This window comes from Sphingomonas aquatilis (assembly GCF_014196115.1).
Taxonomy (GTDB): domain Bacteria; phylum Pseudomonadota; class Alphaproteobacteria; order Sphingomonadales; family Sphingomonadaceae; genus Sphingomonas; species Sphingomonas aquatilis.
Genome location: NZ_JACIDB010000003.1, coordinates 199223 through 214482, shown reverse-complemented (window position 1 = coordinate 214482; position 15260 = coordinate 199223). Strand labels below are relative to the sequence as shown.

Annotated in this window: 14 protein-coding genes; 6 read left to right on the top strand and 8 right to left on the bottom strand. The window is 67.7% G+C overall.

Annotation, left to right across the window (positions count from 1 at the left end; translation table 11 throughout):
• The first annotated feature begins 9 nt into the window (after positions 1–9).
• Positions 10–549 carry a peptide-methionine (R)-S-oxide reductase MsrB gene (gene msrB / locus GGR47_RS09585; RefSeq protein ID WP_147036560.1) on the top strand — a complete coding sequence of 180 codons (540 nt, stop codon included), beginning with the start codon at positions 10–12 and terminating at the stop codon, positions 547–549.
• Positions 550–686: 137 nt separating this feature from the next.
• Here msrB and GGR47_RS09580 read toward each other — a convergent pair whose 3' ends face one another.
• Positions 687–1244 (bottom strand): CHAP domain-containing protein, encoded by a 558-nt coding sequence (locus GGR47_RS09580; RefSeq protein ID WP_063685947.1) that lies wholly within the window; start codon positions 1242–1244, stop codon positions 687–689.
• Positions 1245–1413: 169 nt separating this feature from the next.
• Positions 1414–2811, bottom strand: a complete 1398-nt coding sequence (locus GGR47_RS09575) for an MFS transporter (RefSeq protein WP_147036567.1) — start codon at positions 2809–2811, stop codon at positions 1414–1416.
• A 219-nt stretch (positions 2812–3030) separates the two neighbouring features.
• On the opposite strand from GGR47_RS09575, the gene GGR47_RS09570 reads away from it, so the two are divergent.
• The gene (locus GGR47_RS09570; RefSeq protein WP_147036561.1) at positions 3031–4176 is read left to right on the top strand and encodes an acyl-CoA dehydrogenase family protein; all 1146 of its coding nucleotides are present in this window, start codon (positions 3031–3033) and stop codon (positions 4174–4176) included.
• A gap of 120 nt (positions 4177–4296) precedes the next feature.
• Positions 4297–5085 (top strand): SDR family oxidoreductase, encoded by a 789-nt coding sequence (locus GGR47_RS09565; protein WP_147036562.1) that lies wholly within the window; start codon positions 4297–4299, stop codon positions 5083–5085.
• 46 nt (positions 5086–5131) lie between these two features.
• On the opposite strand, the gene GGR47_RS09560 is transcribed toward GGR47_RS09565, so the two are convergent.
• Both GGR47_RS09560 and GGR47_RS09555 read right to left on the bottom strand, forming a co-directional pair.
• The gene (locus tag GGR47_RS09560; RefSeq protein WP_147036563.1) at positions 5132–6394 is read right to left on the bottom strand and encodes a hypothetical protein; all 1263 of its coding nucleotides are present in this window, start codon (positions 6392–6394) and stop codon (positions 5132–5134) included.
• 99 nt (positions 6395–6493) lie between these two features.
• Positions 6494–8752 carry an NADP-dependent malic enzyme gene (locus GGR47_RS09555; protein ID WP_017979684.1) on the bottom strand — a complete coding sequence of 753 codons (2259 nt, stop codon included), beginning with the start codon at positions 8750–8752 and terminating at the stop codon, positions 6494–6496.
• Between the two features lie 90 nt (positions 8753–8842).
• Here GGR47_RS09555 and GGR47_RS09550 point away from each other — a divergent pair, with 90 nt between their 5' ends.
• The 3 genes from GGR47_RS09550 to mutS are packed head-to-tail and all read left to right on the top strand — an operon-like array spanning position 8843 to position 11906.
• A complete protein-coding gene (locus GGR47_RS09550) occupies positions 8843–9031 on the top strand; it encodes a hypothetical protein (protein ID WP_147036564.1) in 189 nt (62 codons plus the stop codon).
• A complete protein-coding gene (locus GGR47_RS09545; RefSeq protein WP_147036565.1) occupies positions 9024–9302 on the top strand; it encodes a type II toxin-antitoxin system RelE/ParE family toxin in 279 nt (92 codons plus the stop codon). The genes GGR47_RS09550 and GGR47_RS09545 overlap by 8 nt, the downstream gene beginning before the upstream one ends.
• A 24-nt stretch (positions 9303–9326) precedes the next feature.
• On the top strand, positions 9327–11906 hold the full coding sequence (gene mutS, locus GGR47_RS09540; protein WP_147036568.1) for a DNA mismatch repair protein MutS: 2580 nt from the start codon (positions 9327–9329) through the stop codon (positions 11904–11906).
• 237 nt (positions 11907–12143) lie between these two features.
• On the opposite strand, the gene hslU is transcribed toward mutS, so the two are convergent.
• The 4 genes from hslU to GGR47_RS09520 form a co-directional block, all read right to left on the bottom strand.
• Positions 12144–13436 carry an ATP-dependent protease ATPase subunit HslU gene (gene hslU, locus GGR47_RS09535; RefSeq protein WP_116461667.1) on the bottom strand — a complete coding sequence of 431 codons (1293 nt, stop codon included), beginning with the start codon at positions 13434–13436 and terminating at the stop codon, positions 12144–12146.
• 67 nt (positions 13437–13503) lie between these two features.
• A complete protein-coding gene (gene hslV / locus GGR47_RS09530; protein ID WP_147037408.1) occupies positions 13504–14049 on the bottom strand; it encodes an ATP-dependent protease subunit HslV in 546 nt (181 codons plus the stop codon).
• Between the two features lie 277 nt (positions 14050–14326).
• Positions 14327–14557, bottom strand: a complete 231-nt coding sequence (locus GGR47_RS09525; RefSeq protein ID WP_020486567.1) for a 3TM-type holin — start codon at positions 14555–14557, stop codon at positions 14327–14329.
• A gap of 32 nt (positions 14558–14589) precedes the next feature.
• Positions 14590–15129 (bottom strand): glycoside hydrolase family 108 protein, encoded by a 540-nt coding sequence (locus GGR47_RS09520; protein WP_147037410.1) that lies wholly within the window; start codon positions 15127–15129, stop codon positions 14590–14592.
• Between the last annotated feature and the right edge of the window lie 131 nt (positions 15130–15260).

Sequence of the window (15260 nt, the reverse complement as noted above, 5' to 3'; positions counted from 1 at the left end):
ATCAATAGCATGGGTGGGGGTGAAACCGGCCCGATCCCGTCCTACATCCTCATCATGACCGATCAGCCCAGCCGCCGCTCGCTTCTATCCCTCGCCGCCACCGGCGCCGTCGGCGCCTTTCTGTGGGGGTGCCGCAACGCGCCCGCCGCAGCCGCGGAACGCTATCCGGTGGAGATGAGCGATGCCGCCTGGCGCAAAAAACTGGGCGATGCGGCTTGGACCGTGCTGCGGCACGAGGGCACCGAGCGGCCCTATTCCAGCCCGCTCAATGGCGAACATCGCACCGGCACCTTCGCGTGCAAGGGCTGCGCGCAGCCGCTGTTTTCGTCGAAGACCAAGTTCGAAAGCGGCACCGGCTGGCCCAGTTTCTATGCGCCGCTGAAGGGCGCGGTCGGCACGCGGAGTGATCGATCCCTGATGATGGAGCGAGTCGAGGTGCATTGCAGCCGCTGCGGCGGGCATCTGGGCCACGTGTTCGACGACGGGCCGAAGCCGACCGGCAAGCGCTATTGCATGAACGGCGTGGCGATGACGTTCCGGGCGGGATAGTCGTCCGTGCTCTTTTGTTCGCGCTGAGCCTGTCGAAGCGCGCCCCTGCCCCAAGCGTCACATCCGCGGATAGCTGCCCTTCGACAGGCTCAGGGCGAACGGCGCAATGGGGCTGAAGGTAAGCCCGTGAGTGTGGATTACTTCGCGGCGACCGGAACCACCGGCACGGCGGCAGCGGTGGCGATGATGCTGGTGTCCATGTCGACCGTCGGCGTGGCGGGCTCGTCATCGATCGCCGGGGCATGGCCCGAGTAGATGAAGCCGTTGGTGGGATAGCTCGAGGTGCCGAGGCCGCCGGTCGGGCCGTACCACACCTTCACCTCGCTCCAGTCGCCGGCCGCCGAGACGTCGATCGCGCGGACATTGCGCTCGATGGCGCCGGGGCGCGACCAGTTGGCGTGGGTGAGGAGCACTTCGCGGTCGCTGACGACCCGCGACACCATCGCGACATGGCCGACGCGCATGCGGCGGGTGGACTGGAAGGCGAGGACCGCACCGACCTTCGGCGCATGGCCACGTTCGTACCGGCCGGCGGCCTGGCTCCACCAGGTGTTGGCGTTGCCGTGGATGTCGATGCCCGAGATTTCGCGGGCATAGGGCGCGCACTGCCAGAACTGCGCCATGGCCGGGGTGGCCATCATCAGGCCGCACGATACCACCAGCGCAAAACGCGCTGCCAACGCCTTCAAAGTCATTTGCTGACCCCCCGGTCAAAACCCGTTCGTCGAGGATGTCGCTACACAGGGGGTCGGCTTTCGCCAACAGGCGCGGGAACCATAAGCGCCCAACGGTGTTTGCGCGCCGACGAAGCGATGGGATGAGCGGTGAATCGCGATCCTGTCGCCACGCTGAACGGCGAAATGCTCAGGAATCAGCCAGTTTTGCTGCCCCAAGTCGTGCCAGCCGCGCTTCATGTTCGTCACGGCCGAACGGAAAGCGGGTGAAGACGAACGCCGCGCAGCCGGCGATCACCAGATAGGTGACACCGAAGGTCAGGGTCAGCCGGTTGATCGTGTCGACCGGTACGGTGCCGGGCACCGCCTTTTCGGGGAAGCCGGCGATCGCCAGGATGACGCCCGCCAGGAAGATGCCGATCCCCGACGTGCATTTCTGGACGAAGAAGGACCCCGCGAAGAACACCCCTTCCGAGCGGCGACCGGTGCGCATCTCCGAATCCTCGACGACGTCCGCCATCATCGACGCGCCCAGGATGAACGCGCTGACGTTGCACGCGGTCGCGGCGGCGAAGAAGACGAGCAGGATCGGCAGCAGCGCGGGCTGCCCCACATCCGGCAGCACATGAAGCAATCGCAGCGCGTACGGCGCGATGTTGAGCGTCGCGCCGATCGCCACAGCGCCCGCCGCCGCGCGCGGCTTGCTCATCCGTTTGCCGATGCGCGGCGCGGCAACGAAGGCGACCAGGACGCCGCCGAACAGCGCGACCGTCGCATAAACGAACACGACGCCCTGAAAGCCCCAGACGTAGGTGTAGAGATAGGTCGACATCGCATAGCTGATGCCCTGCACCGTATAGGCGCACAGGCCCGCCAGCATCAGGATGGCGAAGGCGCGGTTCTTCACCGTGTCCGCCAGTTCGCGCAGGTTCTCACGAAACGTCTGACGCTCGATCGGCGGGTTGGGCAGATTGGGGATCTCCTTATGCGTCCCCGCCGCCGAGGTCAGGATCGCCGCCCCCATCAGCAAAGCGCCGAGGATCGAATAGCCGATATAGCCCTGCCGGTTGAGCAGCCCGTTGGCATGCTCGGGCGTCGGCGCAAGGAAATAAAGATAGGCGGACACCAGCATGGTGAGCCCGCCTGCCCACCCGAACAGATAGCGCCACGCCATGATCCGCGTCCGCTCGTCATAGTCCGACGACAGTTCGGGTGTCAGCGCGACCGAGGGGACCTCATAGGCACTGACCGCGGTGCGGACGAGGACGGCGCAGGCGAACAGCCAGCCAAGCGTCGCGCCCTGCCCCCAGCCGCTCGGCGGATTCCACAGCAGCACCCAGCCGACCATGATCGGCAGCGCCGAGCCATACATCCACGGGTGCCGCCGTCCCCAGCGCGTGCGCGTACGATCGGACAGAAATCCTACGGCGGGATCGACGAAGGCATCGATCAGCAAGGCGACCATCACGACGAGACCGACGGTGGCGGAGGGCAGGCCGACGACCTGGTTGTAGAAGAGCAGCAGGAACGTGCCGAACCCGGCATCCTTCACGCCATAGGCGACCGCCCCGAAGGCGTAGCTGCCCATCGCACCGCTTCGCAGGCGCCGTGCCGCCGGTACGGCCGCCGTCCCTGCTGTCGCCTCTGCCACCGGTCGCATGCAAGCTCCTGTTTTGTCGGGGATCATAGCCGCGCACCGGGGGTGGTCAATCACGCTTTCGAATTTCGGGTTTGCAGCCGCTTCGTCCAGATCATAGGATAATCAGGTCACAACCCGCCCGTCACCGGGCATTGCAGTGGATACGGCATGGCCCTCGACCCCGAAACCTTCGACGCGCTGATCGACACCGTCCGTCGCTTCGTCGGCGAACGGCTGCGCCCCCTCGAAGCCGATGTGGAGGCCGCCGACGCCATCCCCGACGCGGTCGTCGCGGAGATGAAAGAGATGGGCCTGTTCGGCCTGTCGATCGCCGAGGACTATGGCGGTCTGGGCCTCGACATGGTCGAGGAATGCCGCGTCGCGATCGAGATGGGGCGGACGACGCCGGCCTTCCGATCGACCTTCGGCACCAATGTCGGCATCGGCAGCCAGGGGCTGGTGATGGCGGGCACGGCCGAACAGAAGGCCGAATGGCTGCCGCGCATCGCCAGCGGCGAGATCGTCACCAGCTTCGCGCTGACCGAACCCGATGTCGGCAGCGATTCCGGCAGCGTGAAGACGCGTGCCGTTCGAGATGGCGACGTCTATCGCCTGTCGGGCACCAAGCGCTACATCACCAATGCCGACAAGGCGCAGCTCTTCACCGTGATGGCGCGCACCGGTGACGAGAAGGGCGCGCGCGGCGTCTCCGCCTTTCTGGTGCCCAAGGACCTGCCCGGCATCACAATCGGCGAACCCGAAAAGAAGATGGGACAGAAGGGCGCGAAGGTCGCCGACGTCCATTTCGACGACGTGCCGGTGCCGGTCGCCAATCGCTTGGGTGCGGAAGGCGAAGGCTTCAAGATCGCGATGCGCGTGCTCGACCGCGGCCGGCTGCACATCAGCGCGGTCTGCGTCGGCGTGGCCGAACGGCTGATCGCCGACAGCGTCGCTTATGCCACCGGCCGCCAGCAATTCGGCAAGGCGATTGCCGAACACCAGCTGATCCAGGGCATGATCGCCGACATGAAGACCGAGGCGCTCGTCGCCCGCGCGATGGTGCTGGAAACGGCGGCCAAAAAAGACCGCGGCGAGGACGTCGTGCTGGAAAGCGCGGCGGCGAAGTATTTCGCCAGCGAGATGGTGGGCCGCGTCGCCGACAAGGCGGTGCAGGTCTATGGCGGCGCGGGCTATATCGCCGATTACGGCATCGAACGCCTGTACCGCGACGTCCGCCTGTTCCGCATCTACGAAGGCACCAGCCAGATCCAGCAGGTCATTATCGCGCGCGAAACGATGAAACGCGGGGGGTAGGCCGCAGCGAATCAGCCCCGCTGATCCGCGGCTCGGCGGCCTACCGCGGCCAGCGGGTCGCGGCACGCGAACCCGACTGACGACGCGGCTTTGCCGCGGCGCGTAACCAGGAGAAACATCATGGACACCACCAACCTCTTCCGCCTCGACGGCAAGGTCGCGCTCGTCACCGGCGGCAGCCGCGGCATCGGCAAGATGATCGCCGCCGGCTTTATCGCCCAGGGCGCGAAGGTCTATATCTCCAGCCGCAAGGGACCGGCCTGCGACGACACCGCCGCCGAACTCGGGCCCAATTGCATCCCCTTGCCGTGCGACGTCAGCACCGTCACCGGCTGCAAGGCGCTCGCCGAGCAACTCGCCGCGCATGAGGACAAGCTCGACATCCTCGTCAACAATGCGGGCGCCGCCTGGGGCGTGCCGTTTGAGGAGTTCCCGGAAAGCGGCTGGGACAAGGTGATGGACCTCAACGTCAAATCGCCCTTCTTCCTGACGCAGGCGCTGCACGGCCTGCTGAAGGCCGCCGGCACACCGGGCCGCCCGGCCAAGGTCATCAACATCACCTCGATCGACGGCCAGCGCCTCAACCCGTGGGAGACGTACAGCTACCACGCCTCGAAGTCGGCACTGATCTATCTGACGAAGCGCATGGCCGCGCGGCTGGTGCGCGACCACGTCAACGTCACATCGATCGCGCCGGGCGCCTTCGCCAGCGACATGAACAAGGCCGCCCGCGACCATAGCGATGACGTTGCGCAAGGCATACCCGCCGGCCGCATCGGCACCGATGAGGATATGGCCGGCGCCGCCATCTACCTCGCCAGCCGCGCGGGCGATTACGTGATCGGCGAGACGATCACGGTCGATGGCGGCCTGGTCCACGCCGCGTTGGGCACCAGCATCGACGCCTGAGCGCGGCGGCCGGGACGGCGATGTCCGTCCCGGCCAGTACGTCCCTTCACCCCGCAGCGCTGACCGCAGCCGTCTCGGCGGGTGCAGGCGCATCGGGCAGCGCCTCGACGCCGGGCAGGTCCCAGCGATCCATAGTGATCGCCGAACAGGCATAGGTCGCCTTGTTGCGGAAGGTCGCCGGCTTCATCGCCGCGGCGAGGGCCGGCTGCGATCCGGCCAGCGCCTTCTGCGCATCCTCGGCATGGCGGACATAGGCGATGCCGGAGGTCGAGACGCCGAGCGCCGACTTGCTGTCGACGACCGGAATGAAGTCGCCGAGATAGGCCACCTCGCCCGCCTCGACATGGAAAGTCGGAGCGCCGAAGCAGTTGGTCGTCGTCGCCATCTTGGTGATGACGGCGGTCGAGGCGATGACATAGTCGCCCGGCGTCACGCGCAGCACCTGGACCTCATAGGGCGCCTTGCGATCGGCGCTACCGACGGCGAGGTCGTAGACGGTCTTATCGCCCGTCTTCTTCCAATCCTTGGGGCGATAGACGAGGTCCCGCCCCTTCGTGTCATACCGCGTCAGCTGCACGAAGCCGGACCGGCCTGCGCTCGCCGAATTCGGGCGGCGGAAGGCGACGACCACCGCCGCCTCACCGGGCGCGAGGACGAAGGGCGCGGCGGCATCCACCTTCTTGCCCAGGAACAGCGTACCGGGCGCGCTGAGCGGCGCATCGACGCGCGCGATCAGATCCTCGGGCTGCGCGAAGGTCGTGCGTTCGGTGATCGTGCCGTCGACGGTCTGCGCGCCGACGATGCCGTTGAAATAGGCGTCACGATCCGCGTCGGTCATCGCACCGACCCGCGCGGCATTCTCCTTCGACACCTCGACTACGCGCCAGCCGTCGATCAGCAGGCAATTGCGGCGGTTGGCGCGGCGCTGCTGCCCCTCGGCGATTGCGCCGGCGATCAAGCCGCCAATCCCGCCGCCGATCCCCGCGGCGATCGGCGACATCAGCGCCGGGTTGTAGTAATAAGGGATCGACCCCGACGGCGTCCGCGACCCGCGCGCGATCAGGCGACAGCGCTGCCAGGCCGCATCATATTGCGCGCGCGTCGCGCCCGGCCGATTGTAGAAATGGCTGTCCTTCAGATCGCGCGCCGCATCCTTGGCGATCTCTTCGGGCGTATCGCGCGGATCGGCGGCGGGCGTCTGCGCCACGGCGGGCGGCTTGGTGCCACCATAGGTCATCGGCAGCGTCGCCTGCGCATAGGCCATATGCGTCGTGCCGCACGCCGCGAGCAGGCTCGCAGCCACCATCATCCTGTTCATGCATCCCCCCCGGAACTGGTTCCGAAGCGGATCATACGCAGGCCGAGACCGGCGGCAAGACGCTATCGCCCGCCGCCGGCCCGTGTCCGGTCAGCGCGCTATGCCGCCCGCCGCCAGCACCGCCAGCGTCACCAGCTCGCTCGCGGTCGAGGTCATCGGTGCGATCTGCACGGGCTTTTCCATGCCGATCAGCATCGGGCCGATCACGCTGTCACCGCCCAGTTCGCGCAACAGCTTGGCGGCGATGTGCGCCGATTGCAGGCCCGGCATGATCAGGATGTTGGCCGGGCCCGACAGGCGCGCGAAGGGATAGTTCGCCAGCTGCTTGGGGTTCAGCGCGACGTCGGGCGGCATCTCGCCTTCATATTCAAAGCCGACATTGCGCTTGTCGAGTTCGGACACCGCGTCGCGGATATTGTCGACCCAGGCGCCCTTCGGATTGCCGAAGGTCGAATAGCTCAGCATCGCGACCCGCGGTTCGTGGCCCATGCGGCGCGCGACCTGCGCGGTCTGTTCGGCGAAGTCGGCGAGCTGTTCGCCGGTCGGCCGTTCGTTCACCGTCGTGTCCGCGATGAAGACGGTGTGGCTCTGCCCGACGAGGACGTGGATGCCGAAGGGGGTGCGCCCCGCCTCCGGATCGATCACGCGCTTCACCTGACGCATTGACTCCGCCCATGTGCGGGTGATGCCGGTGATCATCGCATCCGCCTCGCCCAGCTGGAGCAAGGCCGAACCGAAGACGTTGCGATCCTGGTTGATCATCCGCTCGACATCGCGGCGCAGATAGCCGCGGCGTTGCAAGCGGTTGTACACGAAGTCGACCATCTTCGGCACCAGCGGCGAATGGCGGCTGTTGTGAACCTCATATTCCTGCGGGTTGGAGACACCCAAAGCCTTCAGGCGATCGTACACGTCGTCGCGGCCGACCAGCACCGGCGTACCATAGCCGCCCTCCTTGAAGGCGATGGCGGCGCGCAGCACCACTTCCTCCTCACCCTCGGCGAACAGCACGCGCTTCGGCCGCGCCCGCGCGCCTTCATAGGCGAGGCTGAGCACCGACGTCGTCGGGTTGAGCCGCGCGCGCAGCTGCTGGCGGTACGCCTCCATGTCGAGGATCGGCTTGGTCGCGACGCCCGAATCCATCGCCGCCTTGGCGACGGCGGAGGGCACCAGCTCCATCAGCCGCGGATCGAAGGGCGCCGGGATGATATATTCGGGGCCGAAGCTGTGCTGCACGCCATAGGCCATCGCCACCTCTTCCGGCACGCGCTCGCGCGCCAGTTCGGCGATGGCGTTGGCGGCGGCGATCTTCATCGCATCGTTGATGCCCGTCGCGCGCACGTCGAGCGCGCCGCGGAAGATGAAAGGGAAGCCGATGACGTTGTTGACCTGGTTCGGATAGTCCGACCGGCCGGTGGCGATGATCGCATCGGGGCGCGCCGCCTTGGCGAGTTCGGGGCGGATTTCCGGTTCGGGATTGGCCATGGCGAAGATGATCGGCGCCTTCGCCATGTCCTTGACCATCTCGGGCTTCAGCGCACCCGCGGCCGACAGGCCCAGGAAGACGTCGGCGCCGTTCAGCGCCTCGGTCAGCGTGCGGCGGTCGGTGGCGGCGGCATGCGCCGACTGCCACTGGTTGATGTCCTCGCGGCCCTGATAGATCACGCCTTCGCGATCGCACATGATGACGTTGTCGTGGCGCACGCCCATCGCCTTCATCAGCTCGGTGCAGGCGATCGCCGCGGCACCCGCGCCGTTGACCACGACCTTCACCTCGTCCAGCCGACGCCCGGTCAGCAGGCAGGCATTGATGAGCCCCGCCGCACAGATGATCGCGGTGCCGTGCTGGTCGTCATGGAAGACCGGGATGTTCATCCGCTCGCGCAACGTCTGCTCGATGATGAAGCATTCGGGCGCCTTGATGTCTTCCAGGTTGATGCCGCCGAAGCTCGGCTCCATCAGTTCGATCGCATCGATGATCCGGTCGACGTCCTCGGTCTTCAGCTCGATGTCGATCGAGTCGACGTCGGCGAAGCGCTTGAAGAGCACCGCCTTGCCTTCCATCACCGGCTTGGACGCCAGCGCGCCGAGATTGCCCATGCCGAGGATCGCGGTGCCATTCGAGATGACCGCGACGAGGTTGCCCTTGGCGGTATAATCGTAGGCGGTGGCGGGATCGTCGGCGATCGCCTGCACCGGCACCGCAACGCCGGGCGAATAGGCAAGCGCGAGGTCGCGCTGCGTCGCCATCGGCTTGGACGCGATGATCTCGATCTTGCCCGGGCGCCCCTCCGAATGGAACAGCAGCGCCTCGCGCTCGGAAAACTGGACGGACGCTGTGTCGGACATGGGGACCTCGCTGCCGGGGAAGGACGCTACGGCTCTTGGCCGTTCCGGCACAGGCTTTCAACCCAAAGGCGGAGCAGGTATGATCGCGGCATGAAGCACGAGGCCGACATCGTCCCCCGACCGCGCCGCATTCCGGACGCGAGCGACTTTGCGCGTGCCAAGGCAGCGTGCGCCGCGGGCGCTCCGGTCGAGCACGTCGTCGTCGGACAATGGCTGCTGACCTGGGGCAAGCCCGGTCGCAAGACTTTCGAGGACTGGCTCAACGACCAGAATGGCTGAGGTCGTCTGGGACCCAGCGGCGCTCGCAGACCTGAACGGTACGATCACCTATATCGAACAGTTCGATCCGCAGGCTGCGGACAGGATCGGTACGCGGCTGTTCAACCTTGGCGAGAGCCTTGCCGACTTCCCCCATCGCGGGCGTCCCGCGGGTGGCAGTCAGCGCGAGATGACGAACGTGCCGCCCTATATTCTACGCTACGACGTACACGGCGATCTGGTCACGATCCTCGCCATCCGGCATGGCGCACGCCAACCCGATGCCGACTGACGAATCATGACCACCCCCACCCCGATGATGGCGCAATACCTCGGCCTGAAGGCGGAGGCGGAGGATTGCCTGCTGTTCTACCGCATGGGCGACTTCTTCGAATTGTTCTTCGATGATGCGCGCATCGCGAGCCAGGTGCTCGACATCGCCCTCACCGCCCGCGGCGAGCATGACGGCGAGAAGGTGCCGATGTGCGGCGTGCCCGTCCATGCCGCGACCGCCTACCTCCAGCGCCTGATCAAGGCGGGCCACCGCGTCGCCATTGCCGAACAGACCGAAAGCCCCGAGGCGGCGCGCAAGGCCCGCGGCAGCAAGGCGCTGGTCAACCGCGCGATTGTGCGGGTCGTCACTGCCGGCACGCTGACCGAGGAAGCGCTGCTCGACGCGCGTAGCGACAATTGGTGCGTCGCAATCGGCGAGGCGGCGGGCGCGGTGGCGCTGGCGGCGGCGGACGTGTCGACCGGGCGGTTCGTGGTGATCGATTGTTCGGCCGACGCGCTGGGTGCGGAACTCGCACGGCTGGGTGCGGCCGAGGTGGTGGCCTCCGAAACCAGCGACCATGCGGACGCGGCGACCAGCCTGCGGCCGCGCGGCGGCTTCGACAGCGGCAGCGCGGAGGCGCGGCTGAAAGCGCTGTTCGGCGTGGCGACGCTCGACGGCTTCGGCAGCTTCTCCCGCGCAGGACTGGCGGCGGCGGGCGGCCTCGTCGCCTATCTGGAGCATACCGCGAAGGGCGCCCTGCCCTTCCTCCGCCCGCCGCAGCTGGCCCGCGCCGCGGAGACGATGGCGATCGACGCCGCGACGCGCGAAAGCCTGGAGCTCACCTGCACCACCAACGGCCAACGCAAGGGCAGCCTGCTCGACTGTATCGACCGGACGGTGACGGGCGCGGGCGCACGGGCGCTGGCGAGCGATCTTGGCGCACCACTGATGGACGCCCGTGCGATCGACGAGCGGCTGGATCTGGTGCAGCATTTCCACGATCAGGCCGGCCAGCGCGAGCAGGTGCGGTCGGCGCTGCGGGCACTGCCCGATATCGGGCGCGCCATCGGCCGGCTGGCAGCGGGGCGCGGTTCGCCGCGCGATCTGGGGCAGCTGCGCGACGGGCTGGACGGCGCGTGGCACCTCGGCGAACGGCTGGGCCAGATCGACGCACCGCTGGCGTTGCTCCGCCGGATCGCGCCTGCGCTGCGCGGCCATGGCGCGCTGATCGACCTGCTCCGCCGCGCGCTCGTCCCCTCGCCGCCGATCGAGGCGAGCGACGGCGGCTATATCGCGGCGGGCTATGACGATGCGCTCGACGCGCTGCGCGATACCGGCGCGGGCGGGCGGCGCGCGATCGCGGCACTGGAGGCGGAGATGAAGGCCGCAACCGGCATCGCGACGCTGAAGGTCCGCCACAACAACGTGCTCGGCTATCACGTCGAGGTGCCGGCGCGATCGGCCGACGCGCTGATGCAACCCGATAGCGGCTTCACCCACCGCCAGACGCTGGCCGGCGTCGTGCGCTTCAACACGCCCGCGCTGCACGAGGTCGCGGCCAAGGTGTCGCAGGCCGGCGCGCATGCGCTCGCCGCTGAGGCGGCGCATCTGGAAGAGCTGACCGCCGCGGCACTGGCGCAGCGCGAGGCGATCGCCGCGACCGCCGATGCGCTCGCCCGGATCGACGTCGCCGCAGGCCTTGCCGAGCGCGCGGCCGAAGGCGGCTGGGCGCGCGCCACGATCGCCGATCATCCCTGTTTCGACGTCGTCGGCGGCAGGCACCCGGTGGTCGAGGCCGCCGTCGCCAAGGCCGGCGAGCGCTTCGTCGCCAACGACTGTACGCTGTCGCCCGACTCCCGCCTGTGGCTGGTCACGGGCCCCAACATGGGCGGCAAGTCGACCTTCCTCCGCCAGAACGCGCTCATCGCCGTGCTGGCGCAGGCAGGCAGCTTCGTGCCCGCGACCAGCGCCACGCTGGGGCTGGTCGATCGCCTGTTCAGCCGTGTCGGCGCGTCGGACAATCTGGCACGCGGCCGATCGACCTTCATGGTCGAGATGGTCGAGACCGCGGCAATCCTGGCGCAGGCGACACCGCAAAGCTTCGTCATCCTCGACGAGGTCGGGCGCGGCACCTCAACCTATGACGGGCTCGCGATTGCCTGGGCGGTGGTGGAGGCGATCCACGAGGACAATCGCTGCCGCTGCCTGTTCGCGACGCACTACCACGAGCTGACCCGCCTTGCCGAACGCTGCGACGCGCTGACCCTGCACCACGTCCGCGCGCGCGAGTGGAAGGGCGAGCTGGTGCTGCTCCACGAACTGGCGACGGGGCCGGCGGATCGCAGCTACGGCCTGGCCGTCGCGCGGCTGGCGGGCATGCCGCCGGCGACGGTGGCGCGGGCGAAGGCGGTGCTCGCCAAGCTGGAGGCGAGCCGGGCGAAGACCGGCGGTCTGGCTGCGGGGCTGGATGACCTGCCGCTCTTCGCCGCCGCCGCGCAGGTGGAGGAAGAGACGTGCGACGCGATCCGCGCGGAGGTGGAGGCGCTCGACGTCGACGCGCTGACGCCGCGCGAGGCGCTGGACACGCTGTATCGGCTGAAGGCGTTGGCGCGGGAGGGGTGAGCAGGTTGCCGGGCCAACGGCCCGGCTGAAACCATCCGGGGGATGGTTTCACCTGCTCACATTCCGGGCGGATCGCGGGGTGCGGGATGCGCCTATCCCACATCCGCCGTCACCCCGGACTTGGTCCGGGGTCCACTCCGCGGCGAGGGGGACGGCTAGAGGCTTGACCGCCCCCGTGTGGCACGGTGGACCCCGGAACGAGTCCGGGGTGACGGGGTGGGTGCGGCGTCGTCCCGGTTACAACACGAACCGGCTCAGGTCCGTATTGCGCGCGATGCCGGCCAGTTGCTTCTCCACATAGGCCGCATCCACCGTCACCGGTTCGCTACGGTCCTCGGCGTCGAAGCTCACCTCTTCCAGCAGCTTTTCCATCACCGTCTGCAAGCGGCGCGCGCCGATGTTCTCGACCTGCCCGTTCACCTCGGCGGCGATGCGGGCGATGGCGGCGATGCCGTCGTCGGTGAAGGTGACGTCGACGCCCTCGGTCGCGATCAGCGCCTTGTACTGCGCCGGTAGCGACGCCTTGGTGTCGGACAGGATCGCGATGAAGTCGGCTTCGGTCAGGCCCTTCAACTCGACGCGGATCGGCAGGCGACCCTGCAATTCGGGCAGCAGGTCGGACGGCTTGGCGACGTGGAACGCGCCACTGGCGATGAACAGGATATGATCCGTCTTCATCGGTCCGTATTTGGTCGCGACCGTCGTGCCCTCGATCAGCGGCAGCAGGTCGCGCTGCACGCCTTCACGGCTCACCGAACCGCCGCGGACGTCGCTGACCGCGATCTTGTCGATCTCGTCGAGGAAGACGATGCCGTTCGCCTCGGCGTCGGCCAGCGCGGTACGGCTGACCTCGTCCTGGTCGAGGCGCTTGTCGGCCTCTTCCTCGACCAATTTGTCCCACGCCGCGCGCACGGTCAGCTTGCGGCGCTTCAACTGCTGGCCACCGCCGAAGGACTTCATCATCTCGGTCAGATTGATCATCTGCGGCGCGCCACCGGGCACCTCGAACGGCATCGACGGCGCCTGTTCCAGCTCGATCTCGATCTCGGTCTGGTCGAGATGGCCGTCGGCGAAGCGCTGCTTGAAGCTTTCGCGCGTCGCTTGGCTGCTGTCCTTGCCGACAAGCGCGTCGAGCAGCCGCTTCATCGCCGCATCCTCCGCCTTGTCCTTCACCGCGAGGCGGCGGCGTTCCTTCTCCAGCCGGATCGCTTCCTCGACCAGGTCGCGCGCGATCTGTTCGACGTCGCGGCCGACATAGCCGACCTCGGTGAACTTCGTCGCTTCCACCTTCACGAACGGCGCATCGGCCAGCTTCGCCAGGCGACGGCTGATCTCGGTCTTGCCGCAGCCGGTGGGGCCGATCATCAGGATATTCTTCGGCGTCACCTCATCGCGCAGGTCGGGCGAGAGCTGCTGGCGGCGCCAGCGGTTGCGCATTGCGACCGCGACCGCGCGCTTGGCGTCGGCCTGGCCGATGATATGGGCGTCGAGCGCGGCGACGATCGCCTTGGGGGTAAGATTTTCGTTCATTATCTGCCTGTTCGCCGGAATCTGGCGATCTGAAAGGTCACAAAAGTCACACGGATGCGCGTGTTTTTCAGCTCGCGCTGTCGAGCATTTCGATCGTCGTGCGGTCGTTGGTGTAGACGCAGACCTCCGCGGCGATCGCCATCGCCTTGCGGCAGATCGTCTCGGCGTCCTGTTCGTAATCGACCAGCGCACGGGCGGCGGCGAGCGCGTAATTGCCGCCCGATCCGATCGCCGCGACGCCGTTTTCCGGCTCCAGCACGTCGCCGTTGCCGGTCAAAATCAGCGTGACGTCCCTGTCCGCGACGATCATCATCGCTTCCAGGTTGCGCAGGTACTTGTCGGTGCGCCAGTCCTTCGCCAGCTCGACCGCGGCGCGCATCAGCTGGCCCTGGTGACGCTCCAGCTTCGCCTCCAGCCGTTCGAACAGCGTGAAGGCGTCGGCGGTCGCGCCGGCAAAGCCGCCGATCACCTGCCCTTCGCTGCCGAGGCGGCGGACCTTCTTCGCATTGGGCTTCATGACCGTCTGGCCCATCGAGACCTGGCCATCGCCGATGACGACGACCTTGCCATTGCGACGGACGGACAAAATGGTGGTGCCATGCCAGACCGGCATGGCGTGTGGATCGTTCCCGCTCATGGCCCGCGATGTAGGATCGCGCACCGGGGGTGCAAAGGGGGCTGTTCACGCGAAGCCGCGAAGAGGGGGTTCACGCGGAGACGCGGAGACGCGGAGACGCGGAGAAGAAGAAGAAGGCTCGCCGCGCCAGCGGCCCTCGACGATACGGGTCTGTGATGGTGAAAGACGCTTCGCGTTGAGCGCAACACCTCCGCGTCTCCGCGTCTCCGCGTGAATCACCCTTCTCCTTCGCGTCTTAGCGTCTTAGCGTGAATCACCTTTCCACCCCCTTCGCCTTCCCCCACGCCCGCGCTGCCGTGTAGCCGAGGTAGCCCGTACCGAAGAGCGCGTAGAGCGGTTCAGGAATGGCATTGAGGTACGCACCCGCCCCCCGCGCCATGGCGATCGCGACATCGGGCCGGATCGCGGCGATCAGGCTCATCGGGATGGTCCACAGGATCAGCGCATACATCACGTAGAGGAAGGCGGGGCGCGCACGCCGCACCCCCGGATCCTCCCCAACCGGCTGGCGCGGCGTCACGAGACGCGCCCCGCGAGCCAGCCGTACAGGAAGGCTTCGTTGGCGGGGCGGCGCTCGGCGAGCGTGACATAGCGTTCGCCCTGCAAGGCATCGATCGCCTTGACCAGCACCGCCTCCCCCGCCTTGCCGCGCCGCGCCAGAAAGGCATCGAGCGCCGCGAGCGTTCGCGCGCCCACCGCCCCGTCCGCGGCGAGGTCGGGATAATCGGCCTGCCCGCGGTTGAGCGCGTTGAGCGCACGCTGGAGGAAGCCGATCGCGGTCGCCGTCCCCATGTTGACGCCGGTGTCGAACAGCTCGCCCGCCAGCACGGGCGCCCGCGTGGCGATCCGGTCGAAGCCCGGCCCCCGCCAATAGACGCGTTCGTAGATCTCGGCGGCACGCGCCCGGGGCAGATCGCGGATCGCCCCCTGCCAGCCGTTGGCGCGGGCGACCGCGGTGGTGATCCCCCAATTGGTGGCGCCGCCCCGATCGGCGGGATGATCGACATAGCCGCCCTCACGGGCGATCAACCGGTCGATAAGGGCATGGATGGTCATAATGCGCTCCCCTGCTGTGACCGTGCGGGAGGATCATGGTTTTGGGGAATAGGACAGGGGGTGGGTCGGGCGGCGGGATTTCCGGTTGGTGGGCAAGGAGATGCGCCGACCGGGTTGTGACCGGCGTCCAA

Excerpts from the sequence above, each read along its gene's own strand:
- msrB (WP_147036560.1), top strand. The coding sequence starts at position 10 with ATGGGTGGGGGTGAAACCGGCCCGATCCCGTCCTACATCCTCATCATG.
- GGR47_RS09520 (WP_147037410.1), bottom strand. The coding sequence starts at position 15,129 with ATGACCATCCATGCCCTTATCGACCGGTTGATCGCCCGTGAGGGCGGC.
- GGR47_RS09580 (WP_063685947.1), bottom strand. The coding sequence starts at position 1,244 with ATGACTTTGAAGGCGTTGGCAGCGCGTTTTGCGCTGGTGGTATCGTGC.
- GGR47_RS09570 (WP_147036561.1), top strand. The coding sequence starts at position 3,031 with ATGGCCCTCGACCCCGAAACCTTCGACGCGCTGATCGACACCGTCCGT.
- GGR47_RS09545 (WP_147036565.1), top strand. The coding sequence starts at position 9,024 with ATGGCTGAGGTCGTCTGGGACCCAGCGGCGCTCGCAGACCTGAACGGT.
- GGR47_RS09560 (WP_147036563.1), bottom strand. The coding sequence starts at position 6,394 with ATGATGGTGGCTGCGAGCCTGCTCGCGGCGTGCGGCACGACGCATATG.
- mutS (WP_147036568.1), top strand. The coding sequence starts at position 9,327 with ATGATGGCGCAATACCTCGGCCTGAAGGCGGAGGCGGAGGATTGCCTG.
- hslV (WP_147037408.1), bottom strand. The coding sequence starts at position 14,049 with ATGCCGGTCTGGCATGGCACCACCATTTTGTCCGTCCGTCGCAATGGC.
- GGR47_RS09555 (WP_017979684.1), bottom strand. The coding sequence starts at position 8,752 with ATGTCCGACACAGCGTCCGTCCAGTTTTCCGAGCGCGAGGCGCTGCTG.
- GGR47_RS09575 (WP_147036567.1), bottom strand. The coding sequence starts at position 2,811 with ATGGGCAGCTACGCCTTCGGGGCGGTCGCCTATGGCGTGAAGGATGCC.
- GGR47_RS09550 (WP_147036564.1), top strand. The coding sequence starts at position 8,843 with ATGAAGCACGAGGCCGACATCGTCCCCCGACCGCGCCGCATTCCGGAC.
- hslU (WP_116461667.1), bottom strand. The coding sequence starts at position 13,436 with ATGAACGAAAATCTTACCCCCAAGGCGATCGTCGCCGCGCTCGACGCC.
- GGR47_RS09565 (WP_147036562.1), top strand. The coding sequence starts at position 4,297 with ATGGACACCACCAACCTCTTCCGCCTCGACGGCAAGGTCGCGCTCGTC.